General features: G+C 32.5%; 21 protein-coding genes, 1 tRNA gene and 4 pseudogenes. 13 read left to right on the forward strand and 13 right to left on the reverse strand.

Features of this window, described 5'->3' with window-relative positions:
* Both wTpre_RS05805 and wTpre_RS01065 read right to left on the reverse strand, forming a co-directional pair.
* A pseudogene (locus wTpre_RS05805) lies at positions 1-426 on the reverse strand (hypothetical protein); the annotation flags it as partial.
* A gap of 227 nt (positions 427-653) precedes the next feature.
* Positions 654-1376 (reverse strand): hypothetical protein, encoded by a 723-nt coding sequence (locus wTpre_RS01065; RefSeq protein WP_068651316.1) that lies wholly within the window; start codon positions 1374-1376, stop codon positions 654-656.
* A 217-nt stretch (positions 1377-1593) separates the two neighbouring features.
* Between wTpre_RS01065 and wTpre_RS07360 the strand changes: the two are divergent.
* Positions 1594-1706: pseudogene (locus wTpre_RS07360) on the forward strand (IS481 family transposase); the annotation flags it as partial.
* A gap of 306 nt (positions 1707-2012) precedes the next feature.
* On the opposite strand, the gene glmS reads toward wTpre_RS07360, so the two are convergent.
* The 3 genes from glmS to wTpre_RS01080 form a co-directional block, all read right to left on the reverse strand.
* Positions 2013-3824, reverse strand: a complete 1812-nt coding sequence (gene glmS / locus wTpre_RS01070; RefSeq protein WP_068651318.1) for a glutamine--fructose-6-phosphate transaminase (isomerizing) — start codon at positions 3822-3824, stop codon at positions 2013-2015.
* Positions 3825-3832: 8 nt separating this feature from the next.
* Positions 3833-4246 (reverse strand): preprotein translocase subunit YajC, encoded by a 414-nt coding sequence (gene yajC, locus wTpre_RS01075; protein ID WP_068651320.1) that lies wholly within the window; start codon positions 4244-4246, stop codon positions 3833-3835.
* 120 nt (positions 4247-4366) lie between these two features.
* Positions 4367-4443 (reverse strand) — tRNA-Asp (locus tag wTpre_RS01080).
* Positions 4444-4624: 181 nt separating this feature from the next.
* Here wTpre_RS01080 and rpsB point away from each other — a divergent pair.
* From rpsB to wTpre_RS01105, 5 genes are all read left to right on the forward strand, one after another.
* Positions 4625-5440: a 30S ribosomal protein S2 gene (gene rpsB / locus wTpre_RS01085; RefSeq protein WP_068652576.1), complete on the forward strand. Its 816-nt coding sequence runs from the start codon at positions 4625-4627 to the stop codon at positions 5438-5440.
* Positions 5437-6282 carry a translation elongation factor Ts gene (gene tsf, locus wTpre_RS01090; RefSeq protein WP_068651322.1) on the forward strand — a complete coding sequence of 282 codons (846 nt, stop codon included), beginning with the start codon at positions 5437-5439 and terminating at the stop codon, positions 6280-6282. Before rpsB ends, tsf begins: the two co-directional genes overlap by 4 nt.
* A complete protein-coding gene (gene pyrH / locus wTpre_RS01095) occupies positions 6266-7009 on the forward strand; it encodes a UMP kinase (protein WP_068651324.1) in 744 nt (247 codons plus the stop codon). The genes tsf and pyrH overlap by 17 nt, the downstream gene beginning before the upstream one ends.
* A gap of 7 nt (positions 7010-7016) precedes the next feature.
* Positions 7017-7574, forward strand: a complete 558-nt coding sequence (gene frr / locus wTpre_RS01100; RefSeq protein WP_068651326.1) for a ribosome recycling factor — start codon at positions 7017-7019, stop codon at positions 7572-7574.
* 194 nt (positions 7575-7768) lie between these two features.
* A complete protein-coding gene (locus wTpre_RS01105; RefSeq protein WP_068651328.1) occupies positions 7769-8785 on the forward strand; it encodes a substrate-binding domain-containing protein in 1017 nt (338 codons plus the stop codon).
* A gap of 272 nt (positions 8786-9057) precedes the next feature.
* Here wTpre_RS01105 and wTpre_RS06230 read toward each other — a convergent pair whose 3' ends face one another.
* From wTpre_RS06230 to wTpre_RS06240, 3 genes are read right to left on the reverse strand one after another with little or no spacing between them, the layout of a single operon-like run.
* Positions 9058-9195, reverse strand: a complete 138-nt coding sequence (locus wTpre_RS06230) for a hypothetical protein (protein WP_245609486.1) — start codon at positions 9193-9195, stop codon at positions 9058-9060.
* Between the two features lie 42 nt (positions 9196-9237).
* Positions 9238-9654, reverse strand: a complete 417-nt coding sequence (locus wTpre_RS06235) for a hypothetical protein (RefSeq protein ID WP_245609487.1) — start codon at positions 9652-9654, stop codon at positions 9238-9240.
* Positions 9626-9865, reverse strand: a complete 240-nt coding sequence (locus wTpre_RS06240; RefSeq protein ID WP_245609488.1) for a hypothetical protein — start codon at positions 9863-9865, stop codon at positions 9626-9628. The genes wTpre_RS06235 and wTpre_RS06240 overlap by 29 nt, the downstream gene beginning before the upstream one ends.
* A gap of 132 nt (positions 9866-9997) precedes the next feature.
* Here wTpre_RS06240 and wTpre_RS07265 point away from each other — a divergent pair.
* A pseudogene (locus wTpre_RS07265) lies at positions 9998-11454 on the forward strand (TrkH family potassium uptake protein).
* A 129-nt stretch (positions 11455-11583) separates the two neighbouring features.
* A pseudogene (locus wTpre_RS07455) lies at positions 11584-12543 on the forward strand (IS5 family transposase).
* Positions 12544-12661: 118 nt separating this feature from the next.
* On the opposite strand, the gene ychF reads toward wTpre_RS07455, so the two are convergent.
* Positions 12662-13756: a redox-regulated ATPase YchF gene (gene ychF / locus wTpre_RS01130; protein WP_068651330.1), complete on the reverse strand. Its 1095-nt coding sequence runs from the start codon at positions 13754-13756 to the stop codon at positions 12662-12664.
* Positions 13757-13858: 102 nt separating this feature from the next.
* Between ychF and wTpre_RS01135 the strand changes: the two genes are divergently transcribed.
* Together wTpre_RS01135 and wTpre_RS05810 are read left to right on the forward strand one after the other, a co-directional pair.
* On the forward strand, positions 13859-14137 hold the full coding sequence (locus wTpre_RS01135; protein ID WP_068651332.1) for a hypothetical protein: 279 nt from the start codon (positions 13859-13861) through the stop codon (positions 14135-14137).
* Positions 14138-14559: 422 nt separating this feature from the next.
* The gene (locus tag wTpre_RS05810) at positions 14560-15255 is read left to right on the forward strand and encodes a hypothetical protein (protein ID WP_068651334.1); all 696 of its coding nucleotides are present in this window, start codon (positions 14560-14562) and stop codon (positions 15253-15255) included.
* 363 nt (positions 15256-15618) lie between these two features.
* Here the strand turns inward: wTpre_RS05810 and wTpre_RS01145 are convergent, their stop codons facing one another.
* The 4 genes from wTpre_RS01145 to odhB form a co-directional block, all read right to left on the reverse strand.
* Complete coding sequence (locus wTpre_RS01145) at positions 15619-16395, reverse strand: enoyl-ACP reductase FabI (protein WP_068651336.1); 777 nt, start codon at positions 16393-16395, stop codon at positions 15619-15621.
* 420 nt (positions 16396-16815) lie between these two features.
* The gene (locus wTpre_RS06270) at positions 16816-17163 is read right to left on the reverse strand and encodes a hypothetical protein (protein ID WP_245609492.1); all 348 of its coding nucleotides are present in this window, start codon (positions 17161-17163) and stop codon (positions 16816-16818) included.
* Positions 17147-17320 carry a hypothetical protein gene (locus wTpre_RS06275; protein WP_245609493.1) on the reverse strand — a complete coding sequence of 58 codons (174 nt, stop codon included), beginning with the start codon at positions 17318-17320 and terminating at the stop codon, positions 17147-17149. Before wTpre_RS06275 ends, wTpre_RS06270 begins: the two co-directional genes overlap by 17 nt.
* Positions 17321-18160: 840 nt before the next feature.
* Positions 18161-19333: a 2-oxoglutarate dehydrogenase complex dihydrolipoyllysine-residue succinyltransferase gene (gene odhB / locus wTpre_RS01160; RefSeq protein ID WP_068651338.1), complete on the reverse strand. Its 1173-nt coding sequence runs from the start codon at positions 19331-19333 to the stop codon at positions 18161-18163.
* 367 nt (positions 19334-19700) lie between these two features.
* Here odhB and wTpre_RS01165 point away from each other — a divergent pair, with 367 nt between their 5' ends.
* From wTpre_RS01165 to wTpre_RS01175, 3 genes are all read left to right on the forward strand, one after another.
* Positions 19701-19889, forward strand: coding sequence for a hypothetical protein (locus tag wTpre_RS01165; RefSeq protein WP_068651340.1), 189 nt, complete (start codon positions 19701-19703; stop codon positions 19887-19889).
* A 388-nt stretch (positions 19890-20277) separates the two neighbouring features.
* Positions 20278-20931, forward strand: a complete 654-nt coding sequence (locus tag wTpre_RS01170) for a hypothetical protein (RefSeq protein WP_068651342.1) — start codon at positions 20278-20280, stop codon at positions 20929-20931.
* Entirely contained in the window at positions 20921-21277 is a 357-nt protein-coding gene (locus wTpre_RS01175; protein ID WP_157055004.1) for a hypothetical protein, read from the forward strand. Before wTpre_RS01170 ends, wTpre_RS01175 begins: the two co-directional genes overlap by 11 nt.
* The last annotated feature ends 136 nt before the right edge of the window (positions 21278-21413 follow it).

Genomic DNA, 21413 nt, shown 5'->3' on the forward strand with positions numbered 1-21413 from the left:
TTTTTCTCTATTAGCACTAACTTTCTGTTCATCAAAACTTTCAACATCACAAAAAAGTTCTTCTTCATCTAGCTCTTTCCCTGTTAGAGCATCCTGTTCATCCTCTAAATCAATCTCATTACCTTTCATTTCTATTTTATTCTCTTCCATTTTATTCTCTTCTATTTTATTCTCTTCTATTTTATTCTCTTCTATTTTATTCTCTTCCATTTTATTCTCTTCTATTTTATTCTCTTCTATTTTATTCTCTTCTATTTTATTCTCTTCTATTTTATTCTCTATACTTACTTTTTTTGTACGGCAATTTCCATTGCTATCAGTTGTTTGATGATGTGTATCGTTAATTCTAAAAAAGCTCTTTACTCTTGATATTAAGCTATTCCATAGAAGTAGGACTAGATTAAGTAGCGATTTGAAACTTTTCATTGTTTTACCTGAACGTGATCATTGAGAGATATAACAGAATAAATTAAATATGTCAATAAGATACACAAATTATACTAACTGGAAATCAGCGGCAGCACTTAACATCTGTGTGAATTTTGACATAGGCGTTTTCTGAACTTTAACCAAATCAGTAAGGAGAACACCATTGATATTCTCCTTTTATAAGCAACTTAAATAAAACTGATAAAGTTTGCATTAAAGTGTGATTAGAAAAGTGAGTGTGAAAACTCTTTTTGGACTTCTTTTAATTCATCTATTTTAGTATTAGGTCTTAGTACTTCATATGTAGCAGCACCAGCTACGAGTGCAGATGCTGTAGCTATGCCAATTATAGCTAACATACCTAGTCCAGTTGTATATTTAAGTGTAGTACTTGCTACTAGCCCAACAGCAAAACCAACACCAATAACAGCAGTGTACAATATTCTAGGATTATTTGAATTAGTCATACAGCTCACTAACTCTCTGCAACACTTTTCTGATTCTTTCTCTATGTCCTCAAGCTTATTTAGAAATTCTTTTTCTATTTTAGCATTCAATTGTCTTTTCCTACATAATCCTTGCATTTCTTTTACTTGTTTTTCTGATTTTTCTAAAAAATTTATTATTCTTTCCTTACGTGGTAACTTTGATACTGGCATTGCTATTTCTTCTATCTCTTTTTCTGTTTTTCTTTCCAATTCCACTACTTTTTCTATTCCCTCTTCTGATATTTTATTGTCTTTTTTTAGTTCTATTTTAAACTTTCTTTTTTTTAACTCTGATTTTGCTTCTTCTGATGATTCTAATATATTCCGCAGCTTTTTAACATAATTCTGTCTCTGTTCTCGTGACATATAACGACTACCTCTTAACTTTTTTGGTAATATAGTCTTATTTTTACTATCTTTAAGCTTTTTTGAGTTTTCACCAGCATTTACTCTAACCATAACAAACCTTTCATATCAAATAGTACTGATATATAACTCGTTTAGATCTCAATGTAAAGTGTTGACTTTATATAATACAAGTCATAAACAGAAAATTTTAGTATAAAATGCGATATTTACTTTATTTACTTTATGCTATGGTTTGAGGTATAGTGATAACTTGCTTCAAATATGGAAAGGTAGTACAACTCTATAATCAAGTTACTGAACTCTCATTTACTCCTCTTTTTTTTGTAAAACAATCTACAATTTATCAGAAGATCTTCAGATAGAAGTTGGTTGCGTTTTTACAGTGAGACAAGACCTCATTCTAGTAAATATTGTTATGGCGATGTAGACTTTCTTGAATAGAAAACATATGTCTTTTTAGACAAATATTAGTAGTATTAAATTGAGAAACTGATGTTAGTTTTCGATTTTTCTGTTAGTTAATTCTTGCTTTCTAGGTTAAGTTATCTCTGATAAGCATGATGGTAAATCTTATTAATTTGAAGCGTGGATTTTAGCCTCTCTCATCCTTACATTAGCTACATATTCTTTCACAGAGGGCTAATGGTAGCAATGAACTTATTAGTAAAATTGAGTGATTTATAACTGATAATTAGAGCTGTTAATTAGTAACTCATTTTAAATAAGTTACTCAACTGTGACAGATTTAGCTAAATTTCTCGGACAATCTACATCTAATCCTTTTTTTTCTGCAATAGAATAAGCAAGAAATTGCATAGCAACACTGTAGATAATTGGAGAAACAAAATTGTCAACTTCTGAAAGTTCCACCACATCTATGCAAATTCCCTTTAAGAGCTGTGCTCCTTGCTTATCACTAAAAGCAATTACTTTACCTTTTCTTGCAATAATCTCTTGTATATTAGATAGCGTTTTAAAGAATAAATTATCGTAAGGAATAATTGCGATAACAAGTACAGTAGAGTCTATCAAAGCGATAGAACCGTGCTTCATTTCTCCCGCTGCAATACCAATTGTGTTGATATATGAAAGCTCTTTTATCTTCAATGCACCTTCCATTGCAACTCCATATGAGCTTCCTCTCCCAATTATAATTATATTATTGTGATCTAATATACTGCCTGATATATGTTGTATTTCCATCACATTCAAAACATGCTCAACATGTTTGGAAATAGAATTAATAGCACCGCTTAGTTCCTTTATCCTCTCTCTACCCAGTATACCTTTTATTTTTCCAAGTTCTACAGCAAAGCATGCTAAAATTGCAAGCTGCGTAGAAAAGGTTTTTGTCGAAGCAACACCAATCTCAGGTCCAGCAAGAGTATGCAATACAATATCTGAGGCTTTTTCTATGCTGCTATTAAATGTATTAATTATGCTAATGATCATTTGTTTCTGCAATCTCGCATAACGTAGTGCTTCCATAGTATCCGCAGTTTCACCAGATTGAGAAATGAATAAGCCAATACTACCTTCTTCGATCTTGACGCTGCTATACCTAAATTCTGACGATATTTCTAGATATACCCGAATTTGAGCAATACTTTCCAGCCAACACTTTGCTATTAGTCCAGCAAAATAGGATGAACCGCATCCAACTATAGTAATGTAACCTAGTTCAGAAAATAATTCTTTGTTGATTTCTTTATATTGTTTATAAAATTGATTTATTGTTTTGTTTAGTGCATATGGTTGCTCAAAAATTTCTTTTAGCATAAAGCTAGGGTAACCATTTTTACTAATTAGAAAATTCCTTGGACTGCTATTTTCTGTTCTGCGTTTAACTTGCGTACCATTATTATATATATTAAATTCATTAGATTTTATTACTGCAATGTCATTATCTTCTAAGTGCAATATTTTTTCTACAAATGAACTCAAAGCATTAGTATCAGAGGCAGCAAATACTTTATTACAGTTATATCCTATTGCTAAAGGCAAATTTCTTTTTGCAACAAATAAAGTATCTGGATATTCTGCAAATAATAAAGCCAAAGCAAGTGAACCTTGTAAATTGTTTAGACACTGTAGTATGGAATCAACTGGTGACAATCCTTCATTAAGATATGCAGTTAATATGTTTGGTATTACTTCTGTATCAGTGTCGGTATGAAAAGATACTCCCTTTTTCTCCAGATCCTTTTTTAATATATTGTAATTTTCAATTATACCATTATGAGCAACAACAACATTATTTATATAAATGGGATGAGCATTTTTAAGATTTGGAACTCCATGTGTAGCCCAACGAGTATGTGCTATACCAACTTTGCTACTAGATATCTTGCTCTCATGAACAACTTTACATAATCTTTCAACTTTACCTTCTGATTTTTTGACTTCTATCTCACCTCTATTATTTATAATTGCTATACCTGAAGAGTCATACCCTCTGTATTCCAATTTTTGCAAAGCGGCTAGTAAATCCGTTATTACTGAATCACCGCTACTTACTATACCTAGTATTCCACACACTTCGTAAATTATGAAGCATTTTTGTCTTTTTTACTTTCCTCTAGTTTGTTTTTCTTGCCATTCTTTTCAACTTTGCTTTTTTCAATAGATTTAGCTACTGGCTTTTGAATTTCTTTATTTAAGATTTCAGATATAGCAGACTTTAGTATTTTTATTTCAATCTTTGGTGCTATTTCTAGTATTAGTTGTGCATTTACTTCGTCAACTTTGTTTACTTCACCTATTATTCCACTAGAAGTAATAACCGTATCACCACGTTTTATTTGATCTATCATCCTTCTATGTTCTTTTAGTTTTTTGTGATTGGGGCGAATAATGAGAAAATAAAATACTAGAAATATTAAAATGAGTGGAATAAAGCTAGCAACAGATGATGATACATTGTTAGTCGCATCTGCTGCAAAAACCTCAGAAATAAACATATTTAATCCCAATTATTAACGATAAAACCAAATAGATTAAGCAGCAATTACAATATCATGTCAAGTCTCTGAAAGAAATTAATTCAAATTGATAAAAAATTTAAGGTGCTTCTGCCGTAATGGCGGGAGTGATGAGACTTGAACTCACGACCTCATGCGTGACAGGCATGCGCTCTAACCAACTGAGCTACACCCCCCATTGATTTTTAATGTCTGCAACTTTAAAGTTAATCAACGTGTTGCCACTTGTCAATATTTTTTGTTTGCGCTTTTTTGTCTTTTTTATTACTATGTAAATAACTTAATTTTACACATGGCTTATGCAAATAGTCCCATTAGGGTTGTGCCATGGAAGGTAAACTATTTGGAGGAGTAAATATGATAAATTTGCCTAAAATTACTATACGTGATTTAGCTGAATCTGGTGTGCATTTTGGCCATAAAGTTAGTCGCTGGAATGCTAAAATGGCCCCATATATATATGGTATACATCAACAGAATCGTATACACATAATAGACTTGCGAAAAACATTACCATTGTTAGAGGTGGCGATGAAAGCTTTATACGGTGTTGCATCTCAAGATGGTCGCATTTTATTTGTTGGTACGAAATTTCAAGCTTTTGATATTGTTGCAAGTGAAGCAGTTCGTTGTGGTCAGTATTATGTAAATGATCGATGGCTTGGTGGTATGCTTACTAATTGGAACACTGTTTCTTCTTCGATAAAAACTTTGATACAATATGAGAAAATATCCAATGATGAAGATAGCATCTTAACAAAAAAAGAATTAGGAAATATTGAAAAGAAAAGAAAGAAGCTTGATAAAGAATTGGGTGGAATTAGAGAAATGGGAGCAGTTCCTGATATTTTATTTATTATTGATACTAACAAAGAGCATATAGCAGTTAAAGAGGCTAAAAAACTGGGTATTCCTGTAGTTGGAGTGCTTGATACCAATTCTGACCCAGATGGTATTGCCTACCCTATACCAGGAAATGATGATTCAAGAAAATCAATAGAGCTCTATTGTAAATTAGTTGCTGATTCTATATTAGCTGGAATAGAATCTAGTTTGACAAGGTCAAGAGTTAAGGATGATGATCTTATTCAAGAAAAAGAAGAGGATATTGTGCAAACTAAAAAGAAGCGTATTAAGGTTGAAACAGAAAGGGGGGTAATAGTAAGTAAATGAAGATGGATTCAAGTGTTATAAGGGAGTTACGCGATAGAACAGGGCTTGGCTTAAGCGATTGTAAGAAAGCGTTAGAAGAATGTGATGGTGATATTAAGAAAGCCGTTGATAAGTTGCGTACAATAGGATTTGCTAAAGCTGACAAAAAGTCTGATAGAGTAGCTTCTGATGGACTTATTGCTATGTGCTTGGCTAAAAATTATGGTGTATTGGTTAAAGTCAATTGTGAAACTGATTTTGTTGCTAGAAATGAGAAATTCATAGCATTAGTTTCAAATTTAGCATCAATTGCTTGTCAAGAACGTTGTACTGGTCTTGATGAGTTAAAAAATGCTAAATATGAAGATGTTGGTACAGTGCAGGAAGCTATTATGAGTGGTGCATCGGTTCTTGGTGAGAAGTTAGAGTTAAGCAATCTTTGCTACCTAGAGACTAAGGATGGGATTATTGCTGGCTATGTACATGGTGATATGCATGGCTTAGGTAAGATTGGTGCTTTAGTAGCATTGCAATCATCTGGTGATAAACAAGAGATTGGAAAGCAAATAGCTATGCATGTAGTTGCTATGAAACCTGAAGCTTTATCTATAGATGATTTGGATCAAGAAAAATTAAACAATGAGCGTTCTATAATTGAGGAGCAAGTAAAGAGCTTAAATAAACCTGAAGAGGTAGCGAAAAAAATAGTAGATGGACGAATGGCTAAATACTATGAAGAAGTTGTTCTGCTAGAGCAGAAGTTTATAAGAGATGATAAAATAAAGATTGCTGATTTTATAGAATCAAATGCTGTTAAATTAGCTAATTATAAGTTACTTACTTTGTATGGTGCAAATAAGTAATAAAACTTCAGAAGTAAAATACCCCAGAGTGTTATTCAAAATCTCTGGGGAGGCTTTGATGGGATCAAAGCTATTTGGCCATGATATGGAAGTGATAGATAAACTATCCAAGGACATAATTGAAGTTTGTAATCTTGGAATTCAAGTTTGTATTGTTGTTGGTGGTGGTAATATCTTTCGTGGTGCATCAGCATCTTTAAGTGGCTGTGAAAGAGCAAGCAGTGATTATATTGGAATGCTTGGCACTGTCATTAATGCTTTAATTTTGCAAAATTTTTTAGAAAAAAGCTCTATAGTCTCCAGGGTCTTGTCTGCTATACCTATGACTACTATATGTGAGCCTTATATAAGAAGGAAGGCTATTCATCATTTAGAAGAGGGCAGGGTGATAATTTTTGCAGCAGGAACGGGTAATCCGTTTTTTACTACGGATACAGCTGCAGCTTTACGTGCTGTTGAGATGAATTGTAATGTTATTTTAAAAGGCACGCAAGTAAGTGGCGTGTATTCTGCTGATCCAAAAAAAAATGAGAATGCTGTAATGTATGATAAGCTTTCTTACACAGATTTATTAACTCGTGATTTGAAGGTTATGGATGCATCAGCAATTTCACTTGCTCGTGAAAATTCTATTCCAATTATAGTTTTTTCTTTGAAAAGTGAAAAAATGGTCAATATTATTAAAGGTCAAGGTACTTATACTATAGTCTCAGATTATAAACATTAGGTAATTTATGTTAAACGAAATAAAAGCTAAAACAAAAGAAAGAATGCTAAAAACTATTCAGTCTTTTCATGATGATATGAAAGGTGTACGTACTGGTAGAGCTAACTCATCATTACTTGATGGTATAGTTGTAAATATCTATGGTGGAAATCAAAAACTGAACCAAGTTGCAGGCGTTTCAGCTATAGATAACAAAACTCTATCAGTTAAAGTTTGGGATACTACTGTTATCGGTGAAGTAAAAAATGCGATAATCAATGCTAACCTGAATTTAAATCCTATTGTTGAAGGAAATACTATACGTATAGTTCTTCCAGACTTAACACAAGAAACCCGTGAGAAGTTAGTGAGGTTATTGCATCAATTTTCTGAAAATGCACGAGTTGCGATTAGAAATATACGCAGAGATATTATGGAAGAAATAGAGGAAATGAAGAAAAATAAGGCAATCTCAGAAGATGATTTTCATGTTGCAAAAAAGGAAATACAAATCATTACTGATGATAATGTAAAAAAAGTCGATGACGACTTATCCATTAAAGAAAAGGATATATTGCATCATTAAGTTAATATGGAAGAATTTTCAGTGTTGAAAAACATACAAGGATTCGATACATATGCAACTGTATGAATGCTGTAATTCAGATCTCATCATTACGCACACATTTGATCGTTATACCTTTTGAAATCTAGGAAAAAAAAGCTTTTCAGTTTGATTGTTTATTACGATAATTAAGTTTACACTCTTGAGCGAAAACGATGCTGAAACGCCTTTTCCTTATTTTTGCATTTGTACTATTCATCCCACTGTCAAATGTTGATGCCAGAAGATATATCAGAATTGTTGGATCTTCAACTGTTTTTCCTTTTATCTCATTTATATCTGAAGAATTCAGCCGTATATTTTCCTTTAAAACTCCAGTTGTAGAATCGATAGGAAGTGGATCAGGGTTCAAAATGTTTTGTTCAGGAATAGGGGAAGGCACACCAGATATCACTACTTCATCTCGCCCTATGAAGGAAGTAGAGAGAGAATTATGTAAAAGAAATAAAGTGAATGAAGTAATAGAGATCATAATTGGCTATGATGGAATTGTTATTGCAAATTCAAATCAAAGCCATAGATTTGATTTTACAAAAAATGACCTATTTGAAACTTTATCTTCATATTCTGAAGAAAATGATAGATTGGTAAAGAATAACAAGAAATTTTGGTCTGATGTAAATCAAGCTCTACCAAAAACAGAAATTAAAATCTATGGCCCACATCAAAATACAGGTACACATGAAACTTTGATTAATTTTATTATGCTTGATCAATATTCATGTATGAACTCAAGGATTTTCAAAGAGAATTATCAAGACCAAGAAAAGAGAAAGAAAGCATGTAGTAATATCAGAGATGATGGAAGATACATAGAAGTTGGAATTAATGAAAACATAATAATACAAAAGTTGAGGAGCAATAAAAATGCTTTAGGAATATTTAGCTTCAGCTTTTTAGCGAGAAACCAAGATGAGATTCAAGGAAGCACAATCGCAGGAATTGAGCCAACCTATAAAAATATATCATCGGGGGAGTATATGTTAGCAAGGCCTTTATATCTTTATATCAAGAAAGAACACTTAGATAGTGTTGATGGATTAAGGGAATTCATTAGAGAAGTTGTAGACTCTATTAGTACTGAAGGTGGATATCTATCTAGGCTTGGTCTAATTCCACTGTCAAGTGAAGATATGAAGAAAATCTTGGAAAAGGTTCGTGATGTAATATGATGACTTTGATATTTTTTTTATTCTTGATACTAGGTTGAAAATAGAACGTTTAAATTTCTTGTTTTTATTGTTATCATACTTATCTTTCCTAAGTACTAATTTACTACAAAAACTTTCTACGAGATATAATAGGCTCTATTTGTCCTCACTTTAGAAAGTTGCGTGTTTTGCAGAACACATTTGGTGATAGGTTTCTCTATAGCTATTTCACAATTTTCTTTTATGCTTTTTTGTTCTTTGTAATCCTTAACTTCTCGAATAAAATCTTCAAGTCACTTCTCACTACCTATCTTGGCATGCCGTTGTTGCTCACCTTTAAGAAGGTTTATTATAGCTGCATCTTGATTTTTAGGCACTCTTTGATATTTAAGCCACAAGTCACGAATATCAGGAGAAGCTTTTTTTTTCAAATTAGCTTCAAAGGTTGCTTTTGTGTCTTTTGTACTTTCTTCTTATTGATCTTGATGTAATTTAAACCAGAAATCGCTAATCTCAGGAGAAGATTTATCCCCAAGAAGTTTAGTAATTTCTTTTATATTTCTCAGATCTTCTTGTTTCAATCTTTTACCATCACCTATATATCGTTTATTAAGACCAACTTGCAGAGGATAAAGTAACAGGGTAGTTTTGCTCTGTGGATGTATAGGTCTATTTAAAATAATTGCTAGATTTGTATCACAATCTTCTAATACTGCTTTAACTTTTTTAACATCTAAATAATCTATTGTCTGACGTAATTTGTGGTGAAGATCACTTATTCTCTTTAAGTTTTTCACTTTTTGCATATGAGAATCATCACTTCCTTTCTCTTCTTGTATAGCTATATCACACGAAATACTCTCAATTTTTTGCTCCATTTTCTGTATCATTGATTAATTTCCTTTTGATTTTTTTTAGAATATAATAATTGTGAAGTGGTACAAGGATTAGGTAGATCGCCTTTAGACTCTTCTTGTATATTACTAGGTAATTCGTTTTTAAAACTTCTTGTATATCGCTATCGTGATTATTTTTTACATTCTTAAAGTTGCCTTTTATAGCTTCACTAATGAACGAATCTCGAATTTTTTTGTCTGTCATTTAATAACTGACCTTACCTCTATCTCTTATGGCAAATTTAGCGCTATAGTTATACTTATTTATAATCAAATCAAGAGAAAATTAGCAAAGCGGTTGAAGTTTTAATAATATATAGCTTTCAAAGTACTGTCTATGGAAAGTCTGCAAGTTTTACGTTCAATTGTGTTTATTGTGGGAATTTTTCTGTTGTTGTTTGGCCTAGCAATGCTTATTCCTACTATTACTAATAATTATCTAGGTTACGAATGGAAAAATTTTCTGGTTGGATTTATAGTTACCTGCATATTTAGTGCTATTTTTATTCTACTGGGTAAACTAAGTAGGTTACATGGAATGCCGGCAATTTTTGCAATTACCAGTTGTACCTGTATTGCATTATCTCTATTTGCAGCTATTCCATTTTAGCTTGATAGTTTAAGCTACATTGATGTACTGTTTGAAGCAGTATCTGGGGTTACAACCACAGGAGCAACTGTTCTAAGTTACATCGAGCAACAATCTCCGGGGATACTACTGTGGAGAGCAATGCTGCACGTTATAGGTGGTTTTGGAGTAATTACAGTAGGAATTGCAATTTCCCCATATTTAAGTTTTGAGCTTAAATAATTTACTCTATTCTGAGTACTCAGATGCTCTTAAAAGAAAGTTAACACATACGCGAAGCGTAGCAATACATATTACAGAAATATATTACTGCCTAATTTTATTGTGCATATTTTGCTACTATCTAGCTGGCATAACATTATTTGACGCAGTATGTCACGAAATGTTCGCTGTATCAAATGGTGGATTTGCTAACTATAACGATTCTATAGGCTACTACAATAACCCTATAATTGGAGGTCATAACAATTATCTTTATGATTTTATGCTCTTTACCTTTTGTGAGCTATTTAAAAATTATAAGACGATTAGACGTTTGTTATGATGAACAGGTCTCTTACTTTATTAAGATAGTTGTTATCTCATCTTTGCTTGCGTGTTTTTGGTTATATAAAAATTTTTACTTAGGAGTATTTTTATCATTTAGGTACAGCACATTCACCATTACCTCCTTTATCACATCAACTGGCTATGTAATGTGCAACTACTTGAATTGGAGCTTTATTTCAGTCTTAGCTTTCTTTTTAGCCTTTATTGGTGGATGTGATGGTTCTGCTAGTGGTGGAATCAAAATATTCTGTTTAGTCATTTTTCTAAAATCTATAAGGAATTACTTTAGCTATTTATTAAATCCAAGTGAAAGCGATAGAGTAAAACTCAATGGTAAAATACTGGAAAATGATGAAGTTCAATCCGTCTTTACGTTTTTTTTGCGATTTACATGTTAACGTTCGCTATATCATCAATAGTGATGTCTTACTTAAGAAATGCGGACTTTGTAACTAGCATCATCTCTGTTTCTGCAATGCTTACAAATTATGGCCCAGGATTTAGTAACCTAATAGGTCCTTCAGGTAATTATTCCTCCTTTAGTGGTGGAATAAAGCTGTTTCTATCGTTTTTGATGCTGCTTGGCAGGCTTGAAATATTGCCAATTTATTTTTGTAGGTAGTTTATACTGGAAACTTTTCCATTCCAGGGTGTAACGCTAATTCAGGCTGGCTTTGTTGAATAGCTAGTGTTGGTAGAGGTTATTGTAAGAAGAAAAGCTTTTCAATATATGACTACTAACGAATTTAGTTGTAGAATAGGCATTTTCCAAACAAGTATAACTTATGCCGCAAAAAATGAGAGTAAGTAACCAAAGAGAATATAACGAATTTCTCAAAAAAAAGAGGAAATATTTTTCATTTTGTTAATCAAGCTATAGAAAATTGGTATGAAAATAGTCCAAAAGTTGCAGGTGGCAATATCACTTATAGTGATGAGGTTGTAATTTTAATACACATAATAGTTCATCTTTTTAGAATTGGCTTGAGACAAGCTGTAGGTTCTGTAAAAGGTTATATGGTACAAATAGGCAAAAAAACTTAAGATTATCAGCTATACACAAGCGTCCAGAAGCTTTAAAAAGCTTAATTTGAAGATTGATGACCATAGAGCCAATAAGGATGATTTTGAAAATATTAAAATTGCCGTAGATAGCACTAGAGTTGGTATCTAAAATAATAACGGTGGCATAGTAGGCTTAATACTCGAAAAAGAAAATACAGTGGTTATGGTCAAGTAAGAAAACTACATGTTGTTTTAAACGTGAATGATAAGAAAGCAATAAGCATGAACTACACTAGTGGTGTTGCTGTAGACTATTTGCCGGTCTGTGATATGTGAGAAGAAGTCAGTGATAAATATAATATTTGTTCTATTCGAGCAGATGTGGCTTATGATATAAAAAGTGTGTATAAAGAATGCAGAAAATACAATGTTGTGCCTATTATTCCCCTAGAAAGGATACTTAAATTTGTTTAGCTGATTACTTCTCAGAAAGAAACGAGTACATTAGTAGAATTAGGTAATATGAGAATTATGAAGATGGTATTAATGAATGGAAGAAAAAAGTTAAGTATGGAGCACGTTCTTATATTGAAGTCTTTTTCTATAGGTTGAAGCAAATATTTGTGTTTAACTTGAAAAATAAATCAGAGGTAAATCGTGAAAAAGAGCTGTTAATTAAGTGCTACTTATTGAATAAATTTACTGATATAGGTGTGGCTAAATTTAAATTAGCTGCGTAAATTTACTTTGATTTACATGCACTATCAGTTCTATGCAATAAAGCCAAGAGGAGATAGAGGAAGAAGAGAGAAGAGAATATAAAAATTCACTGACTGCATCAGGAAGGCGCTAGACTAATTAGAAATTAAACCTAAAGTGCATTATATCGCCATCTTGCACGATATAATCTCTGCCTTCGAAGCGAATTTTCCCTGCATCTTTGCAAGCTAATTCGCTTCCATATTTTATATATTCTTCAAAGCTTATGGTTTCTGCTTTTATAAAGCCCTTTTCAAAATCAGTGTGAATTACACCTGCTGCTTTGTTAGCTGTTGATCCTATCTTTATTGGCCATGCACGTGCTTCTTTGGGGCCCACAGTAAAAAAAGTTATCATACTTAGCACTTCATACATAATACGTGCTACTCCATCAAGTCCTGATTCTTGTAAGCCAAATTCTGATAAAAAATTCTGTTTTTCCTCTTCACTATCAAGATTTGCAATATCTGCTTCAAGTTTCGCTGAAATACAATAAAATTTGCTTTTATTTTCTTCCGCCATTTTTTCCACCCTTTTAGATAGTTCATTACCAGTTATGATATTCGTATCTTCAACATTGCATACATACATAACAGGCTTTGTTGTTAGCAATTGAAGCAACTTCATCTCATCTTCATCGATATTCTCCAAGCTTCTTGCCGGTTTACCTAATTTTAAAGTAGCTAATACCTCTTGCATTAATTCAAGTTGTCTCTTTAGCTCTTTATCACCTTGCTTTGCTTTCTTTTCCAATTGAGGAAGTCTTTTTTCTATGCTATCAATATCAGCTAGAATTAACTCCATTTCCACTATTTCAGCATCTGATATTGGATCTATTTTGCTGTTTACATGGCTGATATCGTCATCCGTAAAGCACCTGAGCAGATGAACAATGGCATCAACTTCTCTGATATGACTCAAAAATTTATTTCCTAGTCCTTCACCCTTGCTCGCACCCTTAACCAAGCCGGCAATATCGACAACTTCCAGTTGATTGTAGATTATTTTCCCTGAGTGAGCAATCGCGGCAATTTGTTTCAAACGATGATCTCGTATTGGCACTTTGCCAACATTTGGCTCAATTGTACAGAAAGGATAGTTTGCAGCCTCGGCTGCACTTGACTCTGTAAGTGCATTAAATAAGGTTGACTTTCCTATATTTGGCAGTCCAACTATGCCACAGTTAAAGCTCATATTTGTTATTTAAAACAATGATTATTGCATGATTTAAAAATTTCTACTATACTTAATCGTTTACAATTTTGTTGGTATATAGCTTAGATCAAAGTAAAAACTATGACTACAGCTAAGAAACGTAGACTACCAAGTGACTTTTATGATGTTGAGGTTGGAATAGAAAGGACCAGGATATTAGGGCAAATGAATGTACCTGGGAAACGGAAATCATCAAGTGGTCTTCAAGGTGTTGAAAGTCCGAAAAGGTTCAAGAGCTTTGGGCAAGAAACAACTCTTTTGAATGGTAATTCTTACCCTAACGATTTCTATAAAGGTAAACTTAGTGATGTTGTAGGGCAGTCCGTTAGTGATGTGGGACAAAAACTTTCTAGCAGTTAAGTAGCTAAGTATGATACTGCAGGGGATGGTAATTGCTTTTTCCATGCCGTGTTTGGTAAAAGTAGTTCTAATGTATATAAAACTGATAAAGTTCAAGCAATGCGTAAAGAGTGGCGCTGATTTTCAAACCAGTTTAAATCGTTGAATGATCCGAAAATACCGAATGCTCTTAAGCAACACTTGAGAACATTCTTTGTAGATCCATTGAGTAACACTAGGGAAGTGCTTAATGTACCAAAAGAGATAAAAGAGCTCATTGAGGAAATAAATAAAAAGTTGACGATATAATAAATAAAGGTGTTGAAAGAACGAAAGCTCTAAAAAATAACATTATAGAAAAGTTTTCTAAAAATGAGCGTAATGAGCAGCAAAGAGATTTACTTAGTATTGAAGATTTACTAAAGAAAGAAAATGAGAAAATATTGTATAATAGAGTAGAGGAAGAGCTTGAGTCTTGTGCATATAGACTGGACACCACGCTTACTAAAGAAAAATATAAAGAGGAACATATAATTAATAACGACAGAATATTTGATTCAGTTATTGGTCAAAAAGACTTCTATCAGACTTATCTCAAAGCAATACGAAAACAAGGTTATTTTGTTTTTCACGGTGAAATCCCTATTTTACCTTCTTTATCTAATACTGAAATCGAAGCATATTTTGAGGGTCAGAAAGGTATAACAATATATAAACCAGACCCAAACATGATAAATCCTGAGTATGTAAGGAAAGATAAATTATGGGGCAATAAGAAGAAGGAAGTAATATATCTGGGTGGAAACCATTATTCTAGAGCTAGGGTTATAACTAAGGAAATTCAAGAACAAGAAGACTTTCAATTAGCAAAAGAACTTCAATTAGATGAAATTTTGGAGTATTGTAACCTTTCAAAGGATATCTCTGAGAGAGAGCAGAGGTTGAGAAGAGGTTTGATGAATTATTGGCAAAAAAATGCTGACGGAAAAATTGGTGATGTTATAGGGCAGTGCATTAATGATATACAGCAACGTATAAAATGCCTTGAGGAGCCAGTCTTATCAAGGAGGTGCAGTGTGGAAGAAGCACTTGTAGAAAGAACATTTTATCAACAACAAGTACCACAAACTGTAAGATAAGTCTTCATGGTCTATATACTTCTATAGGGGGTATTATATAATAAAAGCCATGCTCATGATTAACCACTGCTTAATAAGAACAAAGTCTTAGCAAAACAAACATAAGAACAATAGGACTTCTCACTTGCAAAGCAACTCCAAGATCGGGAGGAAAAAGACTTTTTCCTTGCAAGGCAACTTCAAGAGCAACCCTCACGCACAACTCTTAACCCAAATGGAAGAAGTAAAAATAGAAGATCAGCATGGTTAATATGCGAAGATTTAAGTAAAAAATGTTGTCATTCTAGTAGCTGATACTGGGCTCCAATGTCAATTACCAGAATAACAAAAAACATAGGTTTCACATGCATCTGCAGTACTGTATTAGTCTACTATCTTCATTCCCACAACATTATACCCTGAATCAACATGTAAAATTTCTCCAGTTGTACCACTACTCAGGTCGCTTAATAAGTATAGTGCTGCCTTGCCAACATCTTCTATTGTAACATTGCGTCTAAGTGGAGAATTACTTCTATTCCATTCCGATATGGAGTGAAAGTGACTTATTCCAGAAGATGCTAAAGTTCTGATTGGACCAGCAGAAATTGCATTTACTCTGATGTTCTGTGGTCCGAGATCACATGCTATATATTTTACACTTGCTTCAAGTGCTGCTTTACATAAACCCATCACATTATAATTTGGCATAACTTTTTCAGCACCATAGTAAGATAAAGTAAGTAAGTTACCGCCATTTAACATCATTTTTTCCGCTCTTTGCGCTAAAGCAGTAAAAGAATAGCACGATATATGCATTGCATTAATAAAGTTGTTTAATGAAGTATTGATATATTTACCATTTAGCTCATTTTGATCGGAGAATGCTATTGCATGTACCAAAAAATCAATAGCACCCCACTTATCCTTTATTTCCTTAAAAGAATTATCTATAGTTTCCTCATTTGAAACATTACAGTGCAATATTAACTCTACATTTAATTCACTTGCTATTGGTAATAATTTCTCTTTTATTGTTTCATTTTGATAAGTGATTGCAAGCTCAGCTCCATGTTCTGAGAGGGTCTTTGCTATACCATATGCTATTGACCTCTTATTTATTATTCCGGTTGTTAACCCTTTTTTGCCCTGCAATATCATAGAAACTATTTACCTTTTTTATAATCTGAAATATTAACTAGGCAAAGTCAATTATGTTTTAACTTTAGCTAACGTATAAAAATTACTTCCGCATATTTCCAACCTCATTATAATTACAATCGGGGATGTTTTAAGAGCTAAAAATCTATCTTTAGTCTGCAGATTTTTTAATCAAACTTATTAAAAAATATATTCTTCAGTGTATATCTGTCGTATATGCACCGCATTTTTTTCTAACTTTTTTTTTTACATAGGAGGATTTTTGTCCAGTATTCCAGATACTTGACCTTTACTTTAAAACCAACTGGCGCCTATGGTTTTTATAAAAAGATTACAGGAAATAAAAACACTCTAGAGAACATGAAATAAGGATACTGAAATATAAGCTACCTACATTTGCAAGTAGCTCATAAAGTCTACTTATTTACTTGCTCCTTGAGCAGAAGAAAGTTGTTTTGATATAGTCACACTTCCCATACTTGTTGAAGGTTTCTGTGAAACTTTCACTATTTCAGAAACTTCTTTACGTAAGTGTGCATCATACAAGGAATTCGCTTCGTATTGTTTTCCTACTTTTACTTTTTTATGTGCAGCTATTTGCTTCCAAGTGATATCATTGCTTTCAATAAACTTGATAGTACCGTCATCACTAATATTAATTTTCATTTTACACTCTTTTTCTTCACCGTACCAATTCAAAGTCATATTGTATGAGCCATTAGCTACTTCATAAATTCTTACTCCATGTTCATCAACTCGTCCACGCATTCCTCTTTTTTTTATCTCCAGGTAGCAACAATGTAACCGCCGTTATCCTATTGCTTTCAAAAAAATCATTAGTTAAAATACTGCTAATCTTTATTTTTTCTTTATTATCATTAAGCACAATTCTTGCAGTCAACATAGTTCTAATTGGACTTCTCACTCTAAGCTGTACAGATTCTACAGCACTGTTTTCTATGTGTTGAGCAATTTCTTGCTTAGTTTCATCAATAATCTTGCCTTCTAGATATTTACCATGTTTTCATTTTCTGAATTATAAGAAGAGCTATCAGAAAGAATTCGCCTTTTTGACTCTTCATCATTACAATCTAAACATTCAATTTTGCGGTCATACTTGTTACCTAAAAATGGATGATCATCTGCTCTAACTCTATTATTAGGAGGAAAATTGAAAGTCCTATTCGGTTTATCACTCGATACTGATTCAGATATACCTTGAACAGCTTCAAAACTTTTTTAGAAGAATTAGTTAACATTATATATCCCCTTATTCTATAAATAGCCTTATCTTAGAATATTTTTAACATATGTCAAATAAAAATTTGATATATTTGGCATAAAAGCGTTTTAAATAATAAGAGCAAAATGGACAAATCTATTTAGTGAGTAACCAAAAACCGTTTTGTATTCATTCAGACAAGGAAAAATAGCAGATAGTGTCATGCAAGTAGCTAACACCCTTTTGGTGGACCACACACACAATTCTACAAACATTGCAATATGGCACACAGTAAATGATGTCATTCTATAATGCAAGACCCATACTCACCCAAACTAGTGCATTACCTGCAATTTGGATCCCAGTGTCAGCACTTGGATAACACCAAATGGGCTACTCGCATTTTTTAGGCCTAAATCACAATGCTCGCACAGTAAACACTGACCATTTTCATATAAGTTACCTTTATAAACAAATGTTTGCACAGCTGTAACACCCACCTTGAAAACTTCAGAAAAACTTACTTGTCGTTTTTTAATCTATTTAAATTTCCAAAACCAATCTATTTGGATCTTCTATGTAATTTTTGATTTTAACAAGGAAAGTAACTGCTCCTTTGCCATCAACTATCCTGTGGTCGTAAGAGAGAGCAATGTACATCATTGGTCTGATTTCAATTGAGCTATTCACAGCAACTGCCCTATTTTGTATTGAGTGCATGCCAAGTATTCCAGATTGCGGAGGGTTTATTATCGGAGTAGAAAGAAGTGAACCATACACACCACCATTTGAGATAGTAAATGTTGCACCTTCCATTTCTGATACTCGCAGCTTACCTTCTCGTGCTTTTTTGCCAAGAGCAACTAAAGTTAGTTCAATTTCAGCAAATGACATTTGATCAGCATCACGAATAACTGGCACAACAAGACCTTTGTCAGTTCCAACAGCAACACCTATATCATAGTAATTTTTATATACAATTTCGTCACCTGAAATCTCAGCGTTAATCTCACCAATTTCTTTCAGTGCTTGCACTGCCGCCTTTATAAAAAACGACATGAAACCCAGTTTTATTCCATATTTCTTTTCAAAAGTTTCTTTATACTTTGCCCTCAGATCCATGATATTTTTCATATCAATTTCATTGAACGTGGTCAGTATTGCAGCAGTATTTTGCGATGCTTTCAAACGAGCAGCTATTACTTGCCTTATTTTGCTCATTTTCACTCGCTCTTCTCTTCTCTCTCCACTTACTACACTTTTTGGCGATTCACATTGTTTTACCGGAGGTTGTTCAGCTTTATTCATATGGTCTATCACATCCGCTTTAGTTATTCTGCCTCCCATGCCAGTTCCTTTTACATTTTCTGCACTAATTGCATTTTCTTCCATAATTTTAAGAGCTGAAGGGGCATCTTTTTTATCAGCGCTTTCGCCTTTATCTTCTTTTTTCACTTCTTCTCTTATTTCTCCTACAGCAAGTTTTGCCAGTAATTGATCAGGAGTAATTATATCATCTTCTTTCACAAAAAATTCAGTTATTTGTCCTGAAGCTTCTGCAGTTAGTTCTAGCGCCGTTTTATCAGTTTCAATTTCAAAGATCAAGTCATCTACTTTTACTGCTTCGCCGATATTTTTCTTTATTTTTACTATGCCTTCCGTAACTGATTCACCACCAAGAGTCTTTGGTGCTCTGATTTCTATAATTTCGCTCATAAAATAACTTCTACATAAAACTTTCTATAAGTTTATACATGAAAAGAAACATAAATAAACTAATAAATTCATTAGGCCTTTTATCATAATGCTTGATTATTTCCTCCTAATACATGCAAAATTAAAATACTAAGTAAATTGAAATAAGATTATGGATTTTGACAAGGCAGGCAGTGCAGAAGACTTATAACAGAGAATTACTATCAAATCAAAGAGTTGTTGATGGCATTAACTCAATGGTTACAGTAAGCTTCAAATCTTATGCAAGTATCATAATGAGTTTAGTCACAAAGGTATTGAAGGATTACTATTAGATGAGAGCATTGTTGATCACATCAACTATTATGATGATGAAATGTTTAGGTCCATGCTAAATGATGCACCTGCGGAGCACAATATTCTAGAAATACTAAAAGGTGGGAAGGTTTGCAATATCAACAATGAATTCGAAAGTAGTGATAGTGAGGATAATGAAGAAGATTATGGATATTATGATAATTATGATTACGAGGAAGATGAAAAAATGATCCGAATAACTTCGCGAAAGAAGCATTAGGAGATGAAGGAACTAATGAAAAACGTGTTGATGATGTTCAGTTTTATCTTAATGAAGAAATACTAAGATGTATATTTGAAAGTGGTAAGCTTAGTGATGAAGATGTTACAAAATTATTAAAAAACAAGGAATTTCTTGAACGCATCAATTCAATTGCTCCTGAAAGATTTTAACTCATACTTAATAGTGGCAAGTTTGATGATATCAATATTACTGTAAAATTACTAAAAAATAAGAAAGTTGCTAAGAACATCAATATTATTAGTGAAGAACTGCTTAAATACATAGTTAAAAGTGATAGGTTTAGTAGTGAATACATTATAAAAGTACTAAAAGACCGAGAATTTGTTAAGCTTATCAATTTGATTGATCCTAGAAATCTAAATCCGTGTTTAGGAAATTTGATTATACTATTATTATAGAATTACTAAAAACTCAGGAAGTTGTTGAACGCATCAATTCGATGAATCGAAAAATATTTGACTTGATATTTAAGTATTCTGATCAAGGATATATTATGAATTTACTGAAAGATCAGAGTTTATTTGATCAAATCAATTCTCTTGATGAAAGTAAAGTGAGTATCATGAAAAGTGATTATTTTTTTACAGATAAAGAGATTGCAGAAATACTAAAGACTTCATTACCTCAACTCCATTCTATTGATGGTAATAGATTAAAAATTATATGCAAAAGCATTAAGTTTGATTCTATAGATGTTAGAGAAATACTAAAAGATCAGAGTCTATTCGTTCGAGTCAATTCTATCGATCTTGAAAAACTTGAACTTATATCTAGTAGTAGTAAATTTGATCGCTCCATGGTTATGGATTTACTAAAAAGTCGGAGTTTTATCAGTTCTATTGATAATGAAAAATTTCGACTTCTACTTGATAATGCAAGCTTGAATGACAAAAGAATTATAACACTACTAAAAGATCAAAATGCTATTGAGAAGATCAATTCTGTTACCACTAAAGAGCTAAAAGCAATAACAGATAATGTTACTGGTAAGGCATTTGTCAATATATTTGAATTTTAAAACTAGCATAAAGTCGACTTTGAGGCTTACTATACTCCTGCGTAAAGCTGGTAAAATCACAGATATTAATATTGATTATTTGAACAACAAGGAACGTATTTACGAAGATATAATTAAATATGTTTCCCAAGAGCTGAGCATATATACTCAATATCCTTTCCCAGGGATTTTCTTAGGCAGTAAAGATCTTCCTCAAGAGCAGGACATAAATATAAATTCACTTGTACCATTCCTTACATTTGAAAGATATATTGAATGCAAAGAACCTGTGTCAAAATTATATAACTTATCTTTAGAGCAGGTTATTGAGAATATCAATCCACATAAAAGAGCTAGGTATTTCTAATAACACCAAATTCATTTATTTATAATAATTTTACTATATCGTAAGACCATCTATATCAGACTATTTTTACTATATTTTCTTGGTAAAATCACTGGCAGCTGACACCGAGGTTGAGAAAATTTTTGTAATATAGACT

It is taken from the genome of Wolbachia endosymbiont of Trichogramma pretiosum (assembly GCF_001439985.1).
In the GTDB taxonomy this organism is placed as follows: domain Bacteria; phylum Pseudomonadota; class Alphaproteobacteria; order Rickettsiales; family Anaplasmataceae; genus Wolbachia.